General features: G+C 29.7%; 21 protein-coding genes. All 21 read right to left on the bottom strand.

What is annotated here, in order from left to right:
- Positions 1 to 15: 15 nt before the first annotated feature.
- The 21 genes from ACTG44_RS01950 to ACTG44_RS01850 are packed head-to-tail and all read right to left on the bottom strand — an operon-like array spanning position 16 to position 16362.
- On the bottom strand, positions 16 to 390 hold the full coding sequence (locus ACTG44_RS01950) for a FliM/FliN family flagellar motor switch protein (protein ID WP_021382745.1): 375 nt from the start codon (positions 388 to 390) through the stop codon (positions 16 to 18).
- Positions 391 to 392: 2 nt separating this feature from the next.
- Positions 393 to 1274 carry a FliM/FliN family flagellar motor switch protein gene (locus tag ACTG44_RS01945; RefSeq protein ID WP_479919694.1) on the bottom strand — a complete coding sequence of 294 codons (882 nt, stop codon included), beginning with the start codon at positions 1272 to 1274 and terminating at the stop codon, positions 393 to 395.
- 22 nt (positions 1275 to 1296) lie between these two features.
- Positions 1297 to 2058, bottom strand: coding sequence for a flagellar hook-basal body complex protein (locus tag ACTG44_RS01940; RefSeq protein WP_479921170.1), 762 nt, complete (start codon positions 2056 to 2058; stop codon positions 1297 to 1299).
- 20 nt (positions 2059 to 2078) lie between these two features.
- On the bottom strand, positions 2079 to 2852 hold the full coding sequence (locus tag ACTG44_RS01935; protein ID WP_021382672.1) for a flagellar hook-basal body complex protein: 774 nt from the start codon (positions 2850 to 2852) through the stop codon (positions 2079 to 2081).
- A gap of 40 nt (positions 2853 to 2892) precedes the next feature.
- On the bottom strand, positions 2893 to 3078 hold the full coding sequence (locus ACTG44_RS01930; RefSeq protein ID WP_021382735.1) for a hypothetical protein: 186 nt from the start codon (positions 3076 to 3078) through the stop codon (positions 2893 to 2895).
- Positions 3063 to 3485, bottom strand: coding sequence for a flagellar protein (locus tag ACTG44_RS01925; RefSeq protein ID WP_479917963.1), 423 nt, complete (start codon positions 3483 to 3485; stop codon positions 3063 to 3065). Before ACTG44_RS01925 ends, ACTG44_RS01930 begins: the two co-directional genes overlap by 16 nt.
- 15 nt (positions 3486 to 3500) lie before the next feature.
- A complete protein-coding gene (locus ACTG44_RS01920) occupies positions 3501 to 4202 on the bottom strand; it encodes a sigma-70 family RNA polymerase sigma factor (RefSeq protein ID WP_479921169.1) in 702 nt (233 codons plus the stop codon).
- Positions 4203 to 4216: 14 nt separating this feature from the next.
- On the bottom strand, positions 4217 to 5107 hold the full coding sequence (locus ACTG44_RS01915; protein WP_479921168.1) for a MinD/ParA family protein: 891 nt from the start codon (positions 5105 to 5107) through the stop codon (positions 4217 to 4219).
- Positions 5104 to 6120, bottom strand: a complete 1017-nt coding sequence (flhF, locus tag ACTG44_RS01910; protein WP_479921167.1) for a flagellar biosynthesis GTPase FlhF — start codon at positions 6118 to 6120, stop codon at positions 5104 to 5106. The genes ACTG44_RS01915 and flhF overlap by 4 nt, the downstream gene beginning before the upstream one ends.
- Positions 6095 to 8170, bottom strand: coding sequence for a flagellar biosynthesis protein FlhA (flhA, locus tag ACTG44_RS01905; RefSeq protein WP_021382733.1), 2076 nt, complete (start codon positions 8168 to 8170; stop codon positions 6095 to 6097). The genes flhF and flhA overlap by 26 nt, the downstream gene beginning before the upstream one ends.
- 8 nt (positions 8171 to 8178) lie before the next feature.
- Complete coding sequence (locus ACTG44_RS01900; RefSeq protein ID WP_479917960.1) at positions 8179 to 9993, bottom strand: fused FliR family export protein/FlhB family type III secretion system protein; 1815 nt, start codon at positions 9991 to 9993, stop codon at positions 8179 to 8181.
- An 11-nt stretch (positions 9994 to 10004) separates the two neighbouring features.
- Complete coding sequence (gene fliQ / locus ACTG44_RS01895; RefSeq protein WP_003435976.1) at positions 10005 to 10274, bottom strand: flagellar biosynthesis protein FliQ; 270 nt, start codon at positions 10272 to 10274, stop codon at positions 10005 to 10007.
- Between the two features lie 12 nt (positions 10275 to 10286).
- Positions 10287 to 10952 carry a flagellar type III secretion system pore protein FliP gene (gene fliP, locus ACTG44_RS01890; RefSeq protein WP_479921166.1) on the bottom strand — a complete coding sequence of 222 codons (666 nt, stop codon included), beginning with the start codon at positions 10950 to 10952 and terminating at the stop codon, positions 10287 to 10289.
- Positions 10953 to 11327, bottom strand: a complete 375-nt coding sequence (locus tag ACTG44_RS01885; RefSeq protein ID WP_479921165.1) for a flagellar biosynthetic protein FliO — start codon at positions 11325 to 11327, stop codon at positions 10953 to 10955.
- A 13-nt stretch (positions 11328 to 11340) separates the two neighbouring features.
- On the bottom strand, positions 11341 to 11784 hold the full coding sequence (locus ACTG44_RS01880; protein ID WP_479921164.1) for a flagellar basal body-associated FliL family protein: 444 nt from the start codon (positions 11782 to 11784) through the stop codon (positions 11341 to 11343).
- A gap of 11 nt (positions 11785 to 11795) precedes the next feature.
- Positions 11796 to 12491, bottom strand: coding sequence for an OmpA family protein (locus ACTG44_RS01875; protein WP_021382680.1), 696 nt, complete (start codon positions 12489 to 12491; stop codon positions 11796 to 11798).
- Positions 12481 to 13299: a motility protein A gene (locus tag ACTG44_RS01870; protein WP_479921163.1), complete on the bottom strand. Its 819-nt coding sequence runs from the start codon at positions 13297 to 13299 to the stop codon at positions 12481 to 12483. The genes ACTG44_RS01875 and ACTG44_RS01870 overlap by 11 nt, the downstream gene beginning before the upstream one ends.
- Positions 13299 to 13502: a flagellar FlbD family protein gene (locus tag ACTG44_RS01865; protein WP_021382674.1), complete on the bottom strand. Its 204-nt coding sequence runs from the start codon at positions 13500 to 13502 to the stop codon at positions 13299 to 13301. Before ACTG44_RS01865 ends, ACTG44_RS01870 begins: the two co-directional genes overlap by 1 nt.
- A gap of 12 nt (positions 13503 to 13514) precedes the next feature.
- Complete coding sequence (locus tag ACTG44_RS01860) at positions 13515 to 14495, bottom strand: flagellar hook-basal body protein (RefSeq protein WP_479921162.1); 981 nt, start codon at positions 14493 to 14495, stop codon at positions 13515 to 13517.
- A 26-nt stretch (positions 14496 to 14521) separates the two neighbouring features.
- Positions 14522 to 15139 (bottom strand): flagellar hook assembly protein FlgD, encoded by a 618-nt coding sequence (locus ACTG44_RS01855; RefSeq protein WP_479921161.1) that lies wholly within the window; start codon positions 15137 to 15139, stop codon positions 14522 to 14524.
- 17 nt (positions 15140 to 15156) lie between these two features.
- Positions 15157 to 16362, bottom strand: a complete 1206-nt coding sequence (locus ACTG44_RS01850; protein WP_479921160.1) for a flagellar hook-length control protein FliK — start codon at positions 16360 to 16362, stop codon at positions 15157 to 15159.
- Between the last annotated feature and the right edge of the window lie 9 nt (positions 16363 to 16371).

Here is a 16371-nt window from a genome sequence, read left to right as displayed (position 1 = left end):
TAATTAATGTTATTTTTAAACAAGAGATTTCACCATATCCTCTTCACTTACTATACTTGTTACTTTTACACCAAAATTCAAATCTACTACCACTACTTTTCCATAAGCCAATACTTTATTGTCTATTAGTATTTCTACATCTTGGTCTGCTAAAGTGTCAAGTTCAATAAGAGAGCCTTTATTTAGATTCAAAATATCTCTTAGACTCATCTTCGTTCTTCCTATAACTACAGACAACTCCAACTTAAGGTCAAGTATTCTTTGTATATTATTTTTATTAGCTTCAGAGACATCTAAAGCTAGTTCATCATCTCCATCAATTTCACTTTCAACTTTATCATTTAATAACATCTTTGCTTCTTCATCTGAAATAAGATTACTATTATCCATAACTATACCTCTTTTCTGACAGCATCATTTATTTTCACACCTTTTTTACTTGATATAAATCCTGGCGTTGCTGTGTATGATTTTGAATTTTCTACAAATACATCTATATAATCATTTATTTTTTTATTTGTTACTATTACATCTCCAACCTCTAACTTAAGTAAATCTTCAACATTAATGGATACTTTTCCTATCTCTGCAATAATTGCTAATTCTATATTAGATACACTATTGTATATTTTATTAGTAAATTCTTCTGAGTTATCACCTGCATCCATGTCTAAAAATTCTACAACAGAAATACTCTCCAACATAGCCTCTAAGGCATTATATGGAAAACAAAGAGAAACACTACCAACATATTTATTATCATTTACCACCTTTAAATCTACAACGCATACAGGTGCAGTTGGAGAACACAATTGCGGTAAATTAATATGTGTATGTGTATCTAATACTTGTATTTTTTCAAATCCTTCAAATAAATGCATATTTCTTACTAAATCCTCCATAAGATGTAAAAGCACTTTCTTATCAAGTTCTGTAAGTTCTCTATTGTTATCTTTTACAACTCCATTACCGCCAGCTGTCACGTCAATCCACATATCAGCTACACTTCTATCTATTCTAAAAGAAAAATTTTTCATGATAGGTTCCATCGAATTTTGTACTATTATACATGAAGATGTTATTCTATCTAAAAAAGTTTGATAATTTACTTGGTCTATACTCTCAACTATCATACTAGAATTACACTTAAGTTCATAAATTATATAATTTTTATACTTTTTACAGAATTCAGCTAATAAAAAATTTAAACATGTTAAATTTTCTCTTGAATAACTCTGAGGTTTGCCGAAATCATAATCTTTCATATCATACATGAATATTCCTCACCTTACATAATTATTTAGCTCTTAAATTATTAGCTATTTGCCACATTTCATCTGCTGTCTTTATTCCTTTTGAATTCATTTGAAATGCTCTTTGAGTGGCTATTAAGTCAACAAATTCGTCTTGTAAAGAAACATTTGACCTCTCTCTATATCCTTGAACTATATCCACCTTATCAACTTGTTTAATCTGTGCTGCATCAGTTGAAACAAATAAACTATCACCTTCAGAGATGAAATTTTGAGTTCCTATAGGTTGATATAAATTGATTTTGCCTATTTTCTTATTATCTACAGATAAATCTCCATTTCTTGCAACTGTTAAGTTTGTGTTATCTATATTTGTATTATTATAGTTATATCCTGCATCAAATTGAACATCTAATATATTTCCATTAGCATCTACAATCTTACCTAAAGCATCTACATTAAAGCCACCATCTCTTGTATATGCATATGTACCATCTTTTCTTATTACTCTAAAGAATCCTTCTCCATCTATTGCTAAATCACTCTTACTACCTGTGGGTGCCAATGCACCTTGTTCATAATTTCTCATAGGGGCTGATGCCTTAGCTCCAGTTCCAGTTGATATATCTTTACTATTTGTAGGGTATGATGGTCTATTTAGTACTTCATCTACTAAGTCAGAGTATTCCATATTTATTTTTTTATATCCATTGGAATCATTATTTGCTATATTATTAGATATTACATCTAATTTACTTTGATTTGCTGATAAAGCTGTTTTACTAGTATAAAACATTGTGTACATAAAAATTCACCTCCTATTATCTATCTTACTGAGCCAATCTCACTCGCTATCTTTGCCAATTTAGAATCCATAGCTTGAATTATTTTTTGATTTGCCTCGTATTCTCTTGATATTGTCATCATATTATTAATTTCAGACACAATATCTACATTCGAAGACTCTACTGCACTCTGTATTGTAAGTGCATTATTTGCCTTTACAGCTCCTCCTCCAGAATACAAGTTATCTCCTTCTTTTTTTAATTTATTATAATCATTAAAATCTACCATATTAAATTTGTACATAGCATTTCCGTCCAGTGATATTGTATTATCTTTTGCTACTTCAAATTTTTTATTGCCAACATTTATATGTCCTACAGCACCGGTTGCAGTATTTGTTCCAAGTACATAATATCCTTCACTAGTTATGAGGTCACCCTGATTATCTGTTCTAAAGTTACCATTTCTGGTATAAAATTGATTCCCAGCTGCATCACTAACTAGAAAAAATCCCTTACCTTGGATAGCTACATCCATTTTATTATCAGTTGTTTTTATAGGACCTTGGTTAAAATTTGTGATAGTTTCATCCATAGAAACACCTGGACTTAACTTGCCTATTTCTTGCTTTTGTTTAGTTCCATTCACATAATTATTGTAACTATCTAACTGTAATTCATCAAAACTTTTAGTTAGAAGTAGTTTATTCTTATATCCATTAGTATCCATATTTGCTAAGTTATTGACAACAACATTTTGCTTTTGTTGATTAGTTATCATTGCAGAAACTGCTGTATATAATCCTCTTATCACGTTATGACCTCCTTTTTTGTAAATTATCCAACAATATTATCTATTCTAAAACCTTCATCTCACTTGCATATTTCATACCTAGCTCTCTTGCCTTTTTTTCTATTTCTGCTTTACTCATATCATTATTACTAAAAAGCATTATACATAGAGTTGATATTAATATACCAATCCCTATTCCTAAAAGGACTTTTTTATCAAACAATAATGTTCTTATATCTTGTAACAACTCCTTATTAATGACAGTTCACCCTTTCCAATACCTAACATCTTGCATATTTCCACATCCTCATAACCTGAATTTATAAGATGTTTCACTTTAAGAGATAGCTCATTTTCTTTTTTTATTTCCTGTTTTGATTCTATAAAAATATCTTCTTTCTTTACTGAACTAGTCTTTATTAAGTTATAATTTTCATAAACTTTCATATAATTATTACTTTTTATTTCAGCAATCACTTTATCTAAAAAAAATCTTCTTTTTTCTGCAACTACCAATCTATCATTTGCCTCATATTCCTGTTCAAATATTTTATCAAAGTACCTGTTATCTTTGTTTTTTGATTCCTTATGTAAATTTGCAATTATAGTTACTATTATCAAAATAGACACTACTATTAATATAATTTGTATCATCACATCAATCACCATCTATATAGAATATTTAAGTTCTTTTATTTTACTTCTTAGGTTTCTTATTGATTTTCTATGGAGTTGTGAAACTCTTGATTCTGAAACACCTAGCACTTTCCCTATCTCCTTTAGATTTAAATCTTCATAATAGTACAGTGAAAGTATTAATTTTTCCTTTTCTCTTAAGTTATTAATTGCTTTAGATAGAATATCTAACTTTTCTTCTTCTTCTATTATGTTTGCTGGAGTATATTCCTCTTTATAACTTATTACATCTTGTATAGTTTCATTTGTATCTTCAAAGATTACATGGTTTAATGACACAATATTTAACATATCTATATTACTTTCAATATCATTGAGTTCCTTTTTTGAAATATTTAATTCATTTGCAATTTCATGTGAAGTCGGTTCTCTTAATAATTCAGCTTGCAATTTTTCTATTACTTTATTATATTTATTTACTTTCGTTAAGTTATGTTTAGAAATTGGACTTTGATTTCTGATTTCATCTAATATAGCAGATTTTATCTTTATATAGGAATAACTAGAGAACTTTGCTCCTTTTTCAACATCAAATTTATTTATTGCATCAATCAACCCTATGACTCCACTATTTACTAAATCTTGATATTCAAAGCCTTTCCCTGGTATAAAAAATTTTCTTGCTATACTCTTTACAAGAGGCATATTCTCTTTTATTAATTCTTCTCTATTCATTAAATTACGCCTCCTTAGCTTTTAAATATACTAAACATTTTTCTTAGTAAACCTTTATTATCAATAAGCTCTTCTTTTTGCTGTTCTTTTGGCTGACTTACCATTCTCTTTGCTATAGATATAATGCATTTTGATGCAATACTTGTAGGGTATTCTAGAATAAATGGTATCTGTTTCTTTACACATACACTCACTTTTTTATCCTCTATTATATATCCATACAATTCTAAATTAAGATTTAAAAATTTATCTACAACCATATTTATTCTGTTATATGTAGTTTTTGCCTCTTCTAAATTAATCACTCTATTGATTATTATGTTTGCACTTCTCTTTATACCAAAATTACTTATGGCTTTTAATAGACTGTATGCATCAGTCAATGATGTAGGTTCTGGTGTTGTTATTAAGAAAAATTCAGTACTACAGTATATAAATGACAATAGACTTTTACTCATACCAGCTCCTGTATCAATTATTATAAAATCCACATCATGAATCTGTTCTATGCTATGTATAAACTTATTTCTTTGAGCTTCTGTGAAGTCTTCTATATGATTAAGAGCAGAACCTCCAGAGATTATGTTTACACCATATTTAGTCTGTGAAATTATATCTTCTATATTTTTTTCACCATTAATTACATCAATTATGGTTCCTTTTACATTTACGCCCATTATTATATCTATATTAGACATTCCTATATCTGCATCTAATATAAGAACTTTTTTATTAAGTTTAGTCAAGCATATAGACAAATTTGTAGCTAGATTACTCTTTCCAACTCCACCTTTTCCAGAAGCTATTGTAATTATCTTAGGTGTATTTCTATTCTCTGTAATAGATTCATCAAGTCCTTTTTTTTCTATTGCCATTTTTCTCAAGATTTGAGCTTGGTCCATCATATACTTTCAACTCCTAATAGTAGTCTTATAATCTTATCTTCATTAGGTTTTATAATATCATCAGGAACATTTTGTCCTGTTGTAATATATGATATTGGTTTTTGTGCATAATTCATTATGTTAAATATTGAGCCATATGTAATTGTTTCATCTAGTTTTGTAATTATTAAGCTTTTAAAGTTCACATTTCTATACGAATCTATAATAGCTTTTGTATCAGTTTCTTTCGTTGTACAATTCAAAACCAAATGTATATTATCAGTTTCAGCTTTATCTATAAGGTTTTTGATTTCTAGTATTTGCATAGAACTTTTATAACCTCTACCTGTAGTATCTATCAATACAACATCACAATCTTTCATCTCATCAAGTGCCAACTCCATCTCATCAGGGCTTATTACCCCTTTAAAAGGAATATTCATTATATCAGTATATATCCTTAACTGCTCTACAGCACCAATCCTATAGGTATCTATAGTTATTACACCTACTTTTTTATTTTCTTCAAAGACTAATTTAGCAGCTAACTTTGCTATTGTAGTCGTTTTACCTACTCCTGGTGGTCCAACTAGAGCAATTTTTCCAGTTATTGTTTGATTTTCTATTTTAATCTTTTTCTTTAGGCTTTCTACTAAATTTTTGCTTGTATCAATTCCATTAAATTTCATTTCTTGTAAATCAGCTCTTATAAAGTCTACAATTTCTTTATTTAACTCTAAATTTAGTAGATTCTTACATATTTTTTCTATATCATTATCATTTTTACTATCAAACCCCATGTTACTTATAATTGACTTTAATTGTTCTATCTCTCGTTTTAAATCTTTTTGTTCTATATTATCTCTCTTTTCCCATCCAACAGTTAATTCAATATCTTTCTTTGAAAAAATACCTCGTATGCCAGATTTTCTTACTTCTTTTTTATCTATTAGTGTAATATTGTCACCTAATTCCATTTTGGCTAGATTCATAGCATCCTGAATTGTATCAGCTGTATACTTTTTCGTCATCATATATGCTCACCACACCTTCTGCTTTGATTTTAACATCGTTAGGTATTTCGTTTAATGATAATACAGTCAAATTAGGATATACAAGCTCAACTAATTTTCTAAATGGTGCTCTTATCTTTGGTGATACTACTATTACTGGTATATTATGATTGAAATATACATTACTCATTACATCTTGTATACTCTCAAATATTTTGTTTGTGTTTTCTGGGTCAACGGCTGGATATGTTCCATTTACAGACCTCTGTAAATTATTAGATACTAATTCCTCCGTTTCTGGAGACAATGTAGCCACTGTAATTGACTTGTCTTCATCTACCAAATTTGTACAAATACTTCTAGCCAAAGCTATTCTCACATATTCAGTAAGAAGCTCTATATCTTTGGTGTTTCTAGACTGGTCTGCAAGTGTTTCAAGTATTGTAACCCTATCCTTTATATTTACTTTTTCTCTTAACAGATTTTTAAGTACTTTTTGAACTTCACCAAGTGTCATTAAGTCTGGTATTAACTCATCAACTACAGCACTATAATTTTCTCTTGCTGCATCTATAATAGTCTTAACTTCTTGTCTTCCCAATAACTCATGTGCATTGGATTTTATTATATCTAGTAAGTGAGTTATAAGTATTGTAGATGAATCTACCACTGTATAACCTTTTAACTCTGCATCTTCTACCTTGTCACTTTCTATCCAAAGTGCTTCTATTCCAAAAGTAGGCTCAATTGTCTTTATTCCAAATATATTAAAACCTTGATTCATAGGGTCCATACATAAAACCATATTAGGCATTATCTCATATCCACCAACTACATTGCCTTTTATCTTTATATTGTATTGATTTGGATTTAATTGTAAATTATCTCTTATTCTTATAGGTTGTACAACTATACCCATGTCTATAGCACACTGTCTTCTTATTGATGCTATTCTCTGAAGCAAGTCTCCTCCTGCTGATTCATCAGCTAAAGATATTAATCCATATCCAATTTCTACTTCTATAGATTCTACATTTATTAAGTTTGTTACATCTTCTACTTCGTTTTTATCTGGATTTACCATATCAGGTTTTTCAAACTCTAAATCTTCTAAAGTATCTTTCTTTTCTCTTCCTAAAAAATAACCTGCTGCTATTGCACCTATACCCAGTGAAAAAAATGCTGGTTTAGGTAATCCTGGCATCATGCCAAGTACAATTAAAACACATCCAGTCATCATTATTGCCTTTGGTATTGCTGTTAATTGTTTACCTACTAATCCACCAAAATTTTCATCAGTAGAAGCTCTTGTTACAATTATCCCTGCTGATGTTGATATTAATAGAGCTGGTATCTGACTTACAAGACCATCCCCTATAGTAAGCCTTACATATGTTTGTGCTGCACCCATAAGAGTCATATTTAGCATTACAGCACCTATTACAATTCCTCCTATAATATTTATTGCAGTTACTATAAGACCTGCTATAGCATCTCCTTTTACAAACTTATTTGCACCATCCATAGAACCATAAAAATCAGCTTCTTGTTGAAGTTCTTTTCTTCTTTTTCTAGCAGTTTTATCATCTATAACTCCTGCATTTAAATCTGCATCTATACTCATCTGCTTACCTGGCATGGCATCTAACGTAAATCTAGCTGTTACTTCAGATACTCTTCCAGAACCATTAGTTATAACAACAAATTGAACAATTAATATAATTAGGAATATAATTATTCCTACTACGTAATTTCCACCTACAACAAAACTTCCAAATGCCTCTATAACTTCACCTGCATATCCCTGAGTTAGAATCAATCTAGTTGATGAAAGATTCAATCCCAGTCTAAATAGTGTTGTAACAAGTAACACTGTTGGAAATATAGATAAATCAAGTACATTAGTTGTAAATAATGTCATTAATAAAATTAGCACAGATAAACTTATGTTAATTGCCAGTAAAATATCTAATATAAATGTAGGTAATGGCACTATCATCATAAGAACAATTCCTACAACACCAAAAGCCACTATTACATCCATATTTTCCTTTAGATTAAACTTATTCATTACTTATCCTACCTTTTTGGGACTTTGTATCTATTTTTGATTTTATATACTGCTACTAATATTTCTGCAAAAGCTTGATACATGTCCTCTGGAATTTCTTGGTCTATTTCTACTTGTTTATATAACAACCTAGCTATAGGTTTATTTTCTATTATAGGGATGTCATTTCCCTTTGCTATTTCTCTTATTTTAAAGGCTAAATAGTCTGCACCTTTTGCCACTACTACGGGAGCTTGGTCCTTCCCTTTTTCATACCTTACTGCTATAGATAAGTGGGTCGGATTGGTTACTATTACAGTGGCACTTGGGACTGCTTGCATAGTCCTTTGAGATGAAATTTGCCTTTGCTTTTGTTTTATCTTAGCTTTTATTTCTGGGTCTCCCTCTGCGTTTTTATATTCATCTTTAACTTCTTGTTTTGTCATTCTCAGTTGCTTTTTATGGCTATATCTTTGATAAAAGTAGTCTGCAACTGCTATAACTACCATAGCTATACAAATTTTACTTAATATGGAATATACTAAATCTTTAACTGTATACATTAAACTAGGTAGGTATATATTACCTAGCTTTAATATATCTAAGTAATTATCTTGAAAAAATGTATATCCTATATAAGCTAATACAGATATTATTGCTGTATCTTTTATTAAAGTTGATAAGCTTCTCATAGAAAACATATTTTTAAATCCACTAACAGGATTTAATTTTGATAAATTTGGTTTCAAAGTTTCTCCAGTAAACAAGATTCCTACTTGAAATAAGTTAGCTACTACGCCTAAAACCAAGAATGGAATAGCTATTGGCAAAAATGTCTTAAAAAAATCCATTAATCCCACTATAATTAAGTTTTCTAAATTTGAATAATTTATGTTCATATAAAAATTCACATTTAAAAAATAATTGAGTGAAGATTTAAGTGTATCCACTACATATGAAAATAATGTAGGAACTAATAAAGTGAATGCAAATAGAGTCATTGCAACGGGTAATTCTCTACTTTTTGCTATATTACCCTTTTTTCTTTGTTCACCCTTTTTCTTTGGAGTAGCTTCTTCTGTCTTATCTGTTGAACCCATAAAAAACATTGGAGCCAGAGCAAATGTTCCCTCATACATCTTTGGTATCTGACTCAGTAAATGACTTATCTGGCTAACAATTAAAGGTATCGATATGATAAATAAGGCTATACCAACCAATATTTTTAATGGCATACCAACTATCATTACATTTAACTGAGGAACACTTCTTGATATAAGCCCTAAGATAAAATCTGCCATCAGCAGACAAAGCACGATAGGTATTGCTATTTTGAATCCAGTTATAAAGCACTGTACAAATATGTTTATTATATAGTCTATATTATTATCTACAAATGATTTTCCTATTGGAATTAACTCGAAACTATACCTTATACCTCGAATTAAAATATGATGTCCATCCATGCTAAAAAATATCATTAGCGCTGTCCAGTTCATAAGATTGTCGATTAAAGTTGTCTGAGTCATTGAGTTTGGGTCAAACATATTAATCATTGACAATCCCATCTGTTGGTCCATCATAGAACCAGCCATTCTGATACTATAAAAACACAGATTAGTTATATATCCAAGTATAATACCTGTTATAGTTTCATTTATTCCATATAACGTAAACATTATAATATTATCTATATTTGCAACATATTCAATTTGCATAGTACTTGAAATCAGTATTGATATAATGATTGCAAAAATTGACTTAAATAAAGCAGGTGTACCAGCTGGAAATAGTATTCTCAACGTTCCAAAAAAGGCTACTATTCTAATAAATACAAAAATCATATGTACCCTACCTACTTAGTTATAAGAGATATCATATTAAATATCTCAGAAGTAAAACTAATAAGAGTATGTAACATCCAGCTTCCACCAATAGCTACTACTAAAAGAATTGCTATCAGTTTTGGTACAAAAGTCAATGTTTGCTCCTGGATTTGAGTTGTAGCTTGAAACACACTAATTAAAAGTCCAACTACAAGAGAAACAATTAGTACTGGAGCTGCAATCATAGCCCCTGTAAACATTCCATTTTTAAGAACACTCATTATCATAAATTCACTCATACTATTTTTCTCCTATCCAAATCCCAATATCAATGTTTTTACTATCAAATTCCAGCCATCCACCATTACAAATAATAGCAACTTAAATGGTAATGATATCATAACTGGAGGCAACATAAACATCCCCATAGACATTAGAACACTTGCAACAACAAGGTCTATTATCAAAAATGGTATGTATATTAAAAAACCTATTTGAAAAGCAGTTTTTAATTCGCTTATAGCAAATGCTGGAACTACAACAGATAATGGTATATTTTCACGAGTTAATTTTTTTTCTTTTAAACCAGCTTGTTCCACAAATAAGTCTAAGTCTGTTTGTCTAGTTTGCTTCAGTAAAAACTCTTTAATAGGTCCTTCTGCTTCCTCCATAGCTTTTTCCATAGTAATTTCTTCTTTAATATATGGTTGTAATGCCTTTTCGTTTATTTCATTTAATACTGGTCTCATTATAAATATTGTCAATACTATTGCAAGCCCTACCAAAACTTGACTTGGAATTGCCTGCTGTGCTCCTAATGCTGATTTTAAAAATGATAAACTTATGACTATTCTGACAAAGCTTGTCATCATAAACATTACAAATGGTAAAAACATTAATGCAGTTAGAAATAAAAACAATTGCATTGAACTTGTATATGGTACATCAGCCAAAGGTAATTTTGATAATAGTTCCATTTACTTATCTTCCTTTTTTGTAAATTTTCCAATATATCTACTGAAATCATATTTTGTTTTAATTCTTTCTATTTTAAAATCTTGGATTTTAAAATTTCTTTCTTTAATATCATCTTCTATTTTTGATATTTCTTCCTTGGTCAAATCTTTTATCTTATTCATACTAGAAGAAGAAGATGCAACAATGCATCCTTCTTCACCTATCTTCAAAATTATTATGCTATTATTTTTATTTATACTTACAATATCTAATATTTTTACATATTTATCATTGTATTTTTTTAATAAACTTCCTTGGCTAATTTTTAAAGATAAGACTATCAATATTAAAATTATTGGAATACATATTAATATCTTTAATAAATAAAGTATCATGTCTTACCATCCTTTATTGCACTACTATATTTGTAAAATATATATTTTGAATTACATTTCCACCTAGGTTTGTATTTAGTGTATTTTTTATCTCTTCTTTTATGTTATTTAAATTCTCAGCAGCAAAATCATCTGCTCTTTTTGCCATAAGGCAATTTATGATATTGTCTCTAATTAAAGGTGTATTTTTTTCTATATCTTTATATGAAGAATCATAAGATACAGTTATTGATACTTTTAGATATCTTACACCTTCATCAGCTAGTTTCAATACCATTTCTTCTAAATCAAGATTTTCTGTTTTTATTTCTCCTTTATCTTTTCCTGTTGGAATAAATGAGCTTATAATTTTAGTAATTTGCTTATTTCCACCTTCACCTAATATAAAAAATCCTGCTCCTGCTGAGAAAATAATTAGTATCAAAATAATTAGAATAACTTTTTTATTTTTGAACAAATCTCTTCCTCCTAGTCGATAGTTATAAGTATATTAACTCTTCTATTCTCAGCTCTCCCTTTTGCTGTTTCATTTGAAACCAAAGGCTGATACTCTCCACATCCTGTTGCTGAAAACAGTTTAGGGTCCATGCCCTTTTCTTCTACAAAGTATCTTACAACGCTTACTGCTCTACTAGAAGATAAATCCCAATTGGATTCATGTGTACTTGATTTTACAGGTACATTATCAGTATGACCTTCTATAACTATCTTATTTTTCATCATTTTTATCATGTCATATACTTTATTGAGAGTAGCTTTACTATTGACTTTTAACTCCGAAATCCCAGAGTCAAATAGTATTGAATCATCCAACTCTAGTAAAATCCCTCTGCTATCATCCTTAACTGTTACACTATTTTGTAAATTAGAATTATTAACCTTATCTTTTAAATCTTGTTCTAAATTTGACTTATCACTTTTATCCACTAAAGTACTATCTATTGGTGATTTCTCACTTGTGCTTGAACCTGTACTAAACATACTTATTCCAGAAAACTGACCTTTTAACGCATTTGATATGTTTTTGAATTTTTCCATATCTACAACTGATGTAGCATACAGTAATACGAAAAATGTAAGAATCAGTGTTATGGTATCAGCATAGGTAGCTAGCCATGCATCTGGATTTATATCATCCTTTTTCTTATTTTTTTTACGCCCCATTACTCATTGCTCTTTCTGTATTTTTATTGGATTTTGTAAACTGTAATCTCTCACTTCTTGAAAGGTATGTTGCTAAGCGCTCTTCAACCACTATACTGCTTTCACCAGACTGTATGCTTATTATTCCTTCAAGCATCATTTCCTTCACATAAACTTCTTTTTCTGTTTTTTCATCTATATTATATGCAATTGGATTCAAAGCGATATTAGCAAGTAAAGAACCATAGAATGTTGTAATTAATGCCTTTCCCATCCCAGATGCTATTAAGTCTGGAGATGTAAGGTCTGATAGCATTTGTATAAGACCTATTAAAGTCCCCAGCATCCCAAACGCAGGCGCAAAAGTACCCCAAGTTTTAAATATCTTAGAATACCTGTTATTTGTATCTTCGATAAAATCTATCTCCAATTCTAATATAGACCTTATCTCATTTACTTCCAAACCATCAATACATAACTCTAATCCTTTTTTCATGAATGGGTCTTGTATTTTCATAACATCACTTTCTATTGATAGAAGACCTTCTTTTCTAGCTTTTTTAGAAAGTGTTTTAAATTGATTTAATAAGTCTAATTTTGATACACTCATTGTCTTAAATGAGTATTGTAGTGCATTCTTTATAAGTTTTATATCATCAAAAGTAAATGTAATCATTAAAGCTCCAAACGACCCAAATACTGTGATTAATATTGATGCAAAATCAAAGAAACTTTTTAACCCTGAACTACTACCTTTTACTGCTCCAAATAAAACTAATACTGTAGATAATATTAGTCCAATAAATGTCAGTGAATCTGTTTTTTTCATTATTTCTCGCTCCTAATATAACCTACATTTATTTTCCTTTTGTACTTTACTACTTTATCTACTATCTCGTCTACTGACTCTTTTACAAGGTTTTTTTCCCCTGTTGTAAGTAAAATTCTACTCTCTGGCACGGAGTCGATTCTTACTATAAGGTCTGAGTTTAATATGTAGCTTCTTCCATTTAAATCGGTTACTCTTATCATAATATGTACCTACTATCTCTTAAGACTTATTATCTCTTGTAGGATTTCATCTGATGTTGATATTATTTTGCTGTTTGCTTGGAAAGACCTACTTGCTATTATCATTTCTGTGAATTCTTCTGCTATGTCTACATTGGAAGCTTCTATTGCTCCTTGTATTATTGTTCCTGTAGCTCCTGCTATTTGTGGGTCTCCTGAGTTTGCTGATGGTTTACATAAGTTTCCTCCCTCTGAATCTAGTCCTGCAGGATTTTGGAATGCATATGTTTGTACTTTTTGAATCTTACCATCATTAATATTTAAACCAGATGCATCTCCTACTTTTTTACCATCAGGTATAGGATATACAAACTGTGTTCTTTGACCATCACTTAATAAAAATTCTACAGTACCATCCTTTGATATATTGTACTCTAGTACATTTTGGACTGTTCCATCTTTAGGACTTACGCTTTGAAGTGGTATTACAATAGGTTCTTTTCCTTCTGCAGTAGCATTTTTAGTAAATTCACCAGTAGCAGCATCATACGTACCCTTATAAACCTCGCCTTGTAACATATACCCATCACCATTTACAAGTCTTCCACCTTTGATATTTTGCAAAGGTCCAGCTGCTGCTTTAAATCCTGTATCTAAGTTAAAAGAACCATCTCTTGTATACATAACTGTTCCTTGCCTTACTACTGGAAGATACCCTTCTCCATCTATCATTAAATCTGATGGTCTATTAGTTGGTTGTACATTTCCTTGTATCATATCTTTATTTATACTTGATATCTTACTACCTACACCTACTTGTCCTAAGTTTGTTCCTCCTAATGCGGCTGTTGGAGCACTTGCATATAATACAGTTTGATAAAATGAATCTGTTATTCTAGCAGAACTTTTCTTAAAAGCAGTAGTCCCTGCATTTGCTACATTGTTACCTATTACATCTAGCTTTGTTTGATTTGCTTTCATTCCACTTACACCTGAATACATTGCTTTTATCATGAATATACCTCTTTTCTAGTTTAATATTATATTTCTTCTGGAGAACTTTCTTCTTCACCTGATTCTGGAGAATTTTCTTCATCTGAATTTGTGTTTACTTCTCCTATTTTAAGTAATTTTTCATACTTAACATCTACAGTTTTATCACTGCCATCTACTTTCAGTTCTAAGTGTACCTCTCCATCTTTTATGTATGTGGACTTCACTACACCTACAATATTTTCATCTTCTTTTTCTTCTCCAGATACCTCTACTTCTTTACCAATTAATGATGTTGCCATGCTTAATGCAGAATTTATTAGAGTAGAGTTGCTTAAAGCTAAAAGTACATCTAACTTATCATTCATAGCAGACATCTTTTCTAAAGTCGCAAACTGAGCTAATTGTGATACATACTCTGTTGGATCTTGTGGATTCATTGGGTCTTGATTACCCATTTGTGCTACAAGTATTTTCATAAATAAATCTTTATCAGCATCATCACCTTGTCCTATAATTGGAGTTCCATTATCTGTCACTGTTTGATTTCCTTTACTTCTAACTTGTTTATTCGCAATATCATTAATATTTCTTTCAAACTGGCTTAAGTTATTTGACCTATAGTTTCCTTGAGTACCTGCTAAGGCTGTTGCTACTCCGTACATACAATACTTCCCCCTTATTAAGCTAATAAATCTACTCTATCATCATCAATAATATTTTCTTTAATCTCATCTTCTATAGCGATATTGTTACGCTTATTATTTGTACCCTGCTTGTCCATATTTTCTTGGTTATTTTGTCTATTCTGCTGTTCAAATGCTTTATCAAAAGTATCTGATGTATTTCTATTGTCACTATGCATTTGCACAGATACATCTTTTATGTTTACATTTGTAAGTTCAAGATGTTGCTTTAAATCTGTAATATTTTTATTTATAGAGTCAAATACATCTTTATTAAAAACAGTCACAACAGCTTTCATACTCTCACTATCTTTCAGTAATTGTATATTCATATCTCCCAATTCTTTTGGTCTTAATTTAATGGTTAGCTCTTGTATATCATTTGTTTTCATATGTTTGATAGCTTTAATAGAATCGTCCATAACGTTTGATTCTATATGTTTTAAATTAACATTGTCATTTTTAGTTTTGTTTATATCCATACTTTTATTTATTACTTGGCTAAAGTTTCCGCTCTTATTTCCATTAGCCCCTGCTAGTTTTTCCAAAATATCAGAACTATCATCTCTTTGTTTATTTAAGTTAAGATTATCCATTCTATTACTATTAAAATTGTATAAGTCTATGCTTTTAGTATCCTCTTCTGTAGTTTTACTAATCACTTCAAAGTTCCCATTAGCATTATTGTCTAAAAGCTCTCTTAACTTCATCATATCTAAATTTTGCACATCATCAGATTTATTCATATTATCCTTATTTAACTCTGGGTTTTGGTTTGCAATCTTATTCAACAGATTTTTATTAATCTTAAGCTCTTGTTTCAATTCATCTGATATACTTAGCTTTTCTATATTACTTAACATAGAGCTTATATCTTTTTCTTTTTTATCATCATTATTTAAAATATTTAACAATTGTTGTAAAATTTCATTAATCTTACTTCCATCTTTTTCATATGTACTTTCATCTTCTAAGTGATTACTCTTATCTTCATCTAAATGACACTCATTATCACTATTTTCCGATTTATCTGAACTAACATTTTGATTATTTGTTTCTTTTCTATCTTTAACTGGTTTATTGTCTATTGCTTTGTATAAATTGTCTTCAAATTTATTTTTTTTCACATCTTTATTCTTAGATGAGCTTTTTTTATCCCCAATATCTTTAATAACATTATAAGAATCTGCTTGTATCTTCATACAATAATA

This window comes from Clostridioides sp. LIBA-2809 (assembly GCF_056688965.1).
The sequence above is the reverse complement of the archived record's forward strand: the minus strand, read 5'-3'. Positions and strand labels throughout refer to the sequence as shown.

What these genes read in the sequence shown, in the direction of transcription:
- flhA (WP_021382733.1), bottom strand. Translation starts at nt 8,170, where the DNA reads ATGAATAAGTTTAATCTAAAGGAAAATATGGATGTAATAGTGGCTTTT.
- fliQ (WP_003435976.1), bottom strand. Translation starts at nt 10,274, where the DNA reads ATGAGTGAATTTATGATAATGAGTGTTCTTAAAAATGGAATGTTTACA.
- ACTG44_RS01945 (WP_479919694.1), bottom strand. Translation starts at nt 1,274, where the DNA reads ATGTATGATATGAAAGATTATGATTTCGGCAAACCTCAGAGTTATTCA.
- ACTG44_RS01940 (WP_479921170.1), bottom strand. Translation starts at nt 2,058, where the DNA reads ATGTACACAATGTTTTATACTAGTAAAACAGCTTTATCAGCAAATCAA.
- ACTG44_RS01865 (WP_021382674.1), bottom strand. Translation starts at nt 13,502, where the DNA reads ATGATAAGAGTAACCGATTTAAATGGAAGAAGCTACATATTAAACTCA.
- ACTG44_RS01950 (WP_021382745.1), bottom strand. Translation starts at nt 390, where the DNA reads ATGGATAATAGTAATCTTATTTCAGATGAAGAAGCAAAGATGTTATTA.
- ACTG44_RS01920 (WP_479921169.1), bottom strand. Translation starts at nt 4,202, where the DNA reads ATGAATAGAGAAGAATTAATAAAAGAGAATATGCCTCTTGTAAAGAGT.
- ACTG44_RS01900 (WP_479917960.1), bottom strand. Translation starts at nt 9,993, where the DNA reads ATGATTTTTGTATTTATTAGAATAGTAGCCTTTTTTGGAACGTTGAGA.
- ACTG44_RS01855 (WP_479921161.1), bottom strand. Translation starts at nt 15,139, where the DNA reads ATGTACGGAGTAGCAACAGCCTTAGCAGGTACTCAAGGAAACTATAGG.
- ACTG44_RS01875 (WP_021382680.1), bottom strand. Translation starts at nt 12,491, where the DNA reads ATGGGGCGTAAAAAAAATAAGAAAAAGGATGATATAAATCCAGATGCA.
- ACTG44_RS01850 (WP_479921160.1), bottom strand. Translation starts at nt 16,362, where the DNA reads ATGAAGATACAAGCAGATTCTTATAATGTTATTAAAGATATTGGGGAT.
- flhF (WP_479921167.1), bottom strand. Translation starts at nt 6,120, where the DNA reads ATGATGACGAAAAAGTATACAGCTGATACAATTCAGGATGCTATGAAT.
- ACTG44_RS01925 (WP_479917963.1), bottom strand. Translation starts at nt 3,485, where the DNA reads ATGATACAAATTATATTAATAGTAGTGTCTATTTTGATAATAGTAACT.
- fliP (WP_479921166.1), bottom strand. Translation starts at nt 10,952, where the DNA reads ATGGAACTATTATCAAAATTACCTTTGGCTGATGTACCATATACAAGT.
- ACTG44_RS01860 (WP_479921162.1), bottom strand. Translation starts at nt 14,495, where the DNA reads ATGATAAAAGCAATGTATTCAGGTGTAAGTGGAATGAAAGCAAATCAA.
- ACTG44_RS01915 (WP_479921168.1), bottom strand. Translation starts at nt 5,107, where the DNA reads ATGATGGACCAAGCTCAAATCTTGAGAAAAATGGCAATAGAAAAAAAA.
- ACTG44_RS01870 (WP_479921163.1), bottom strand. Translation starts at nt 13,299, where the DNA reads ATGAAAAAAACAGATTCACTGACATTTATTGGACTAATATTATCTACA.
- ACTG44_RS01885 (WP_479921165.1), bottom strand. Translation starts at nt 11,327, where the DNA reads ATGATACTTTATTTATTAAAGATATTAATATGTATTCCAATAATTTTA.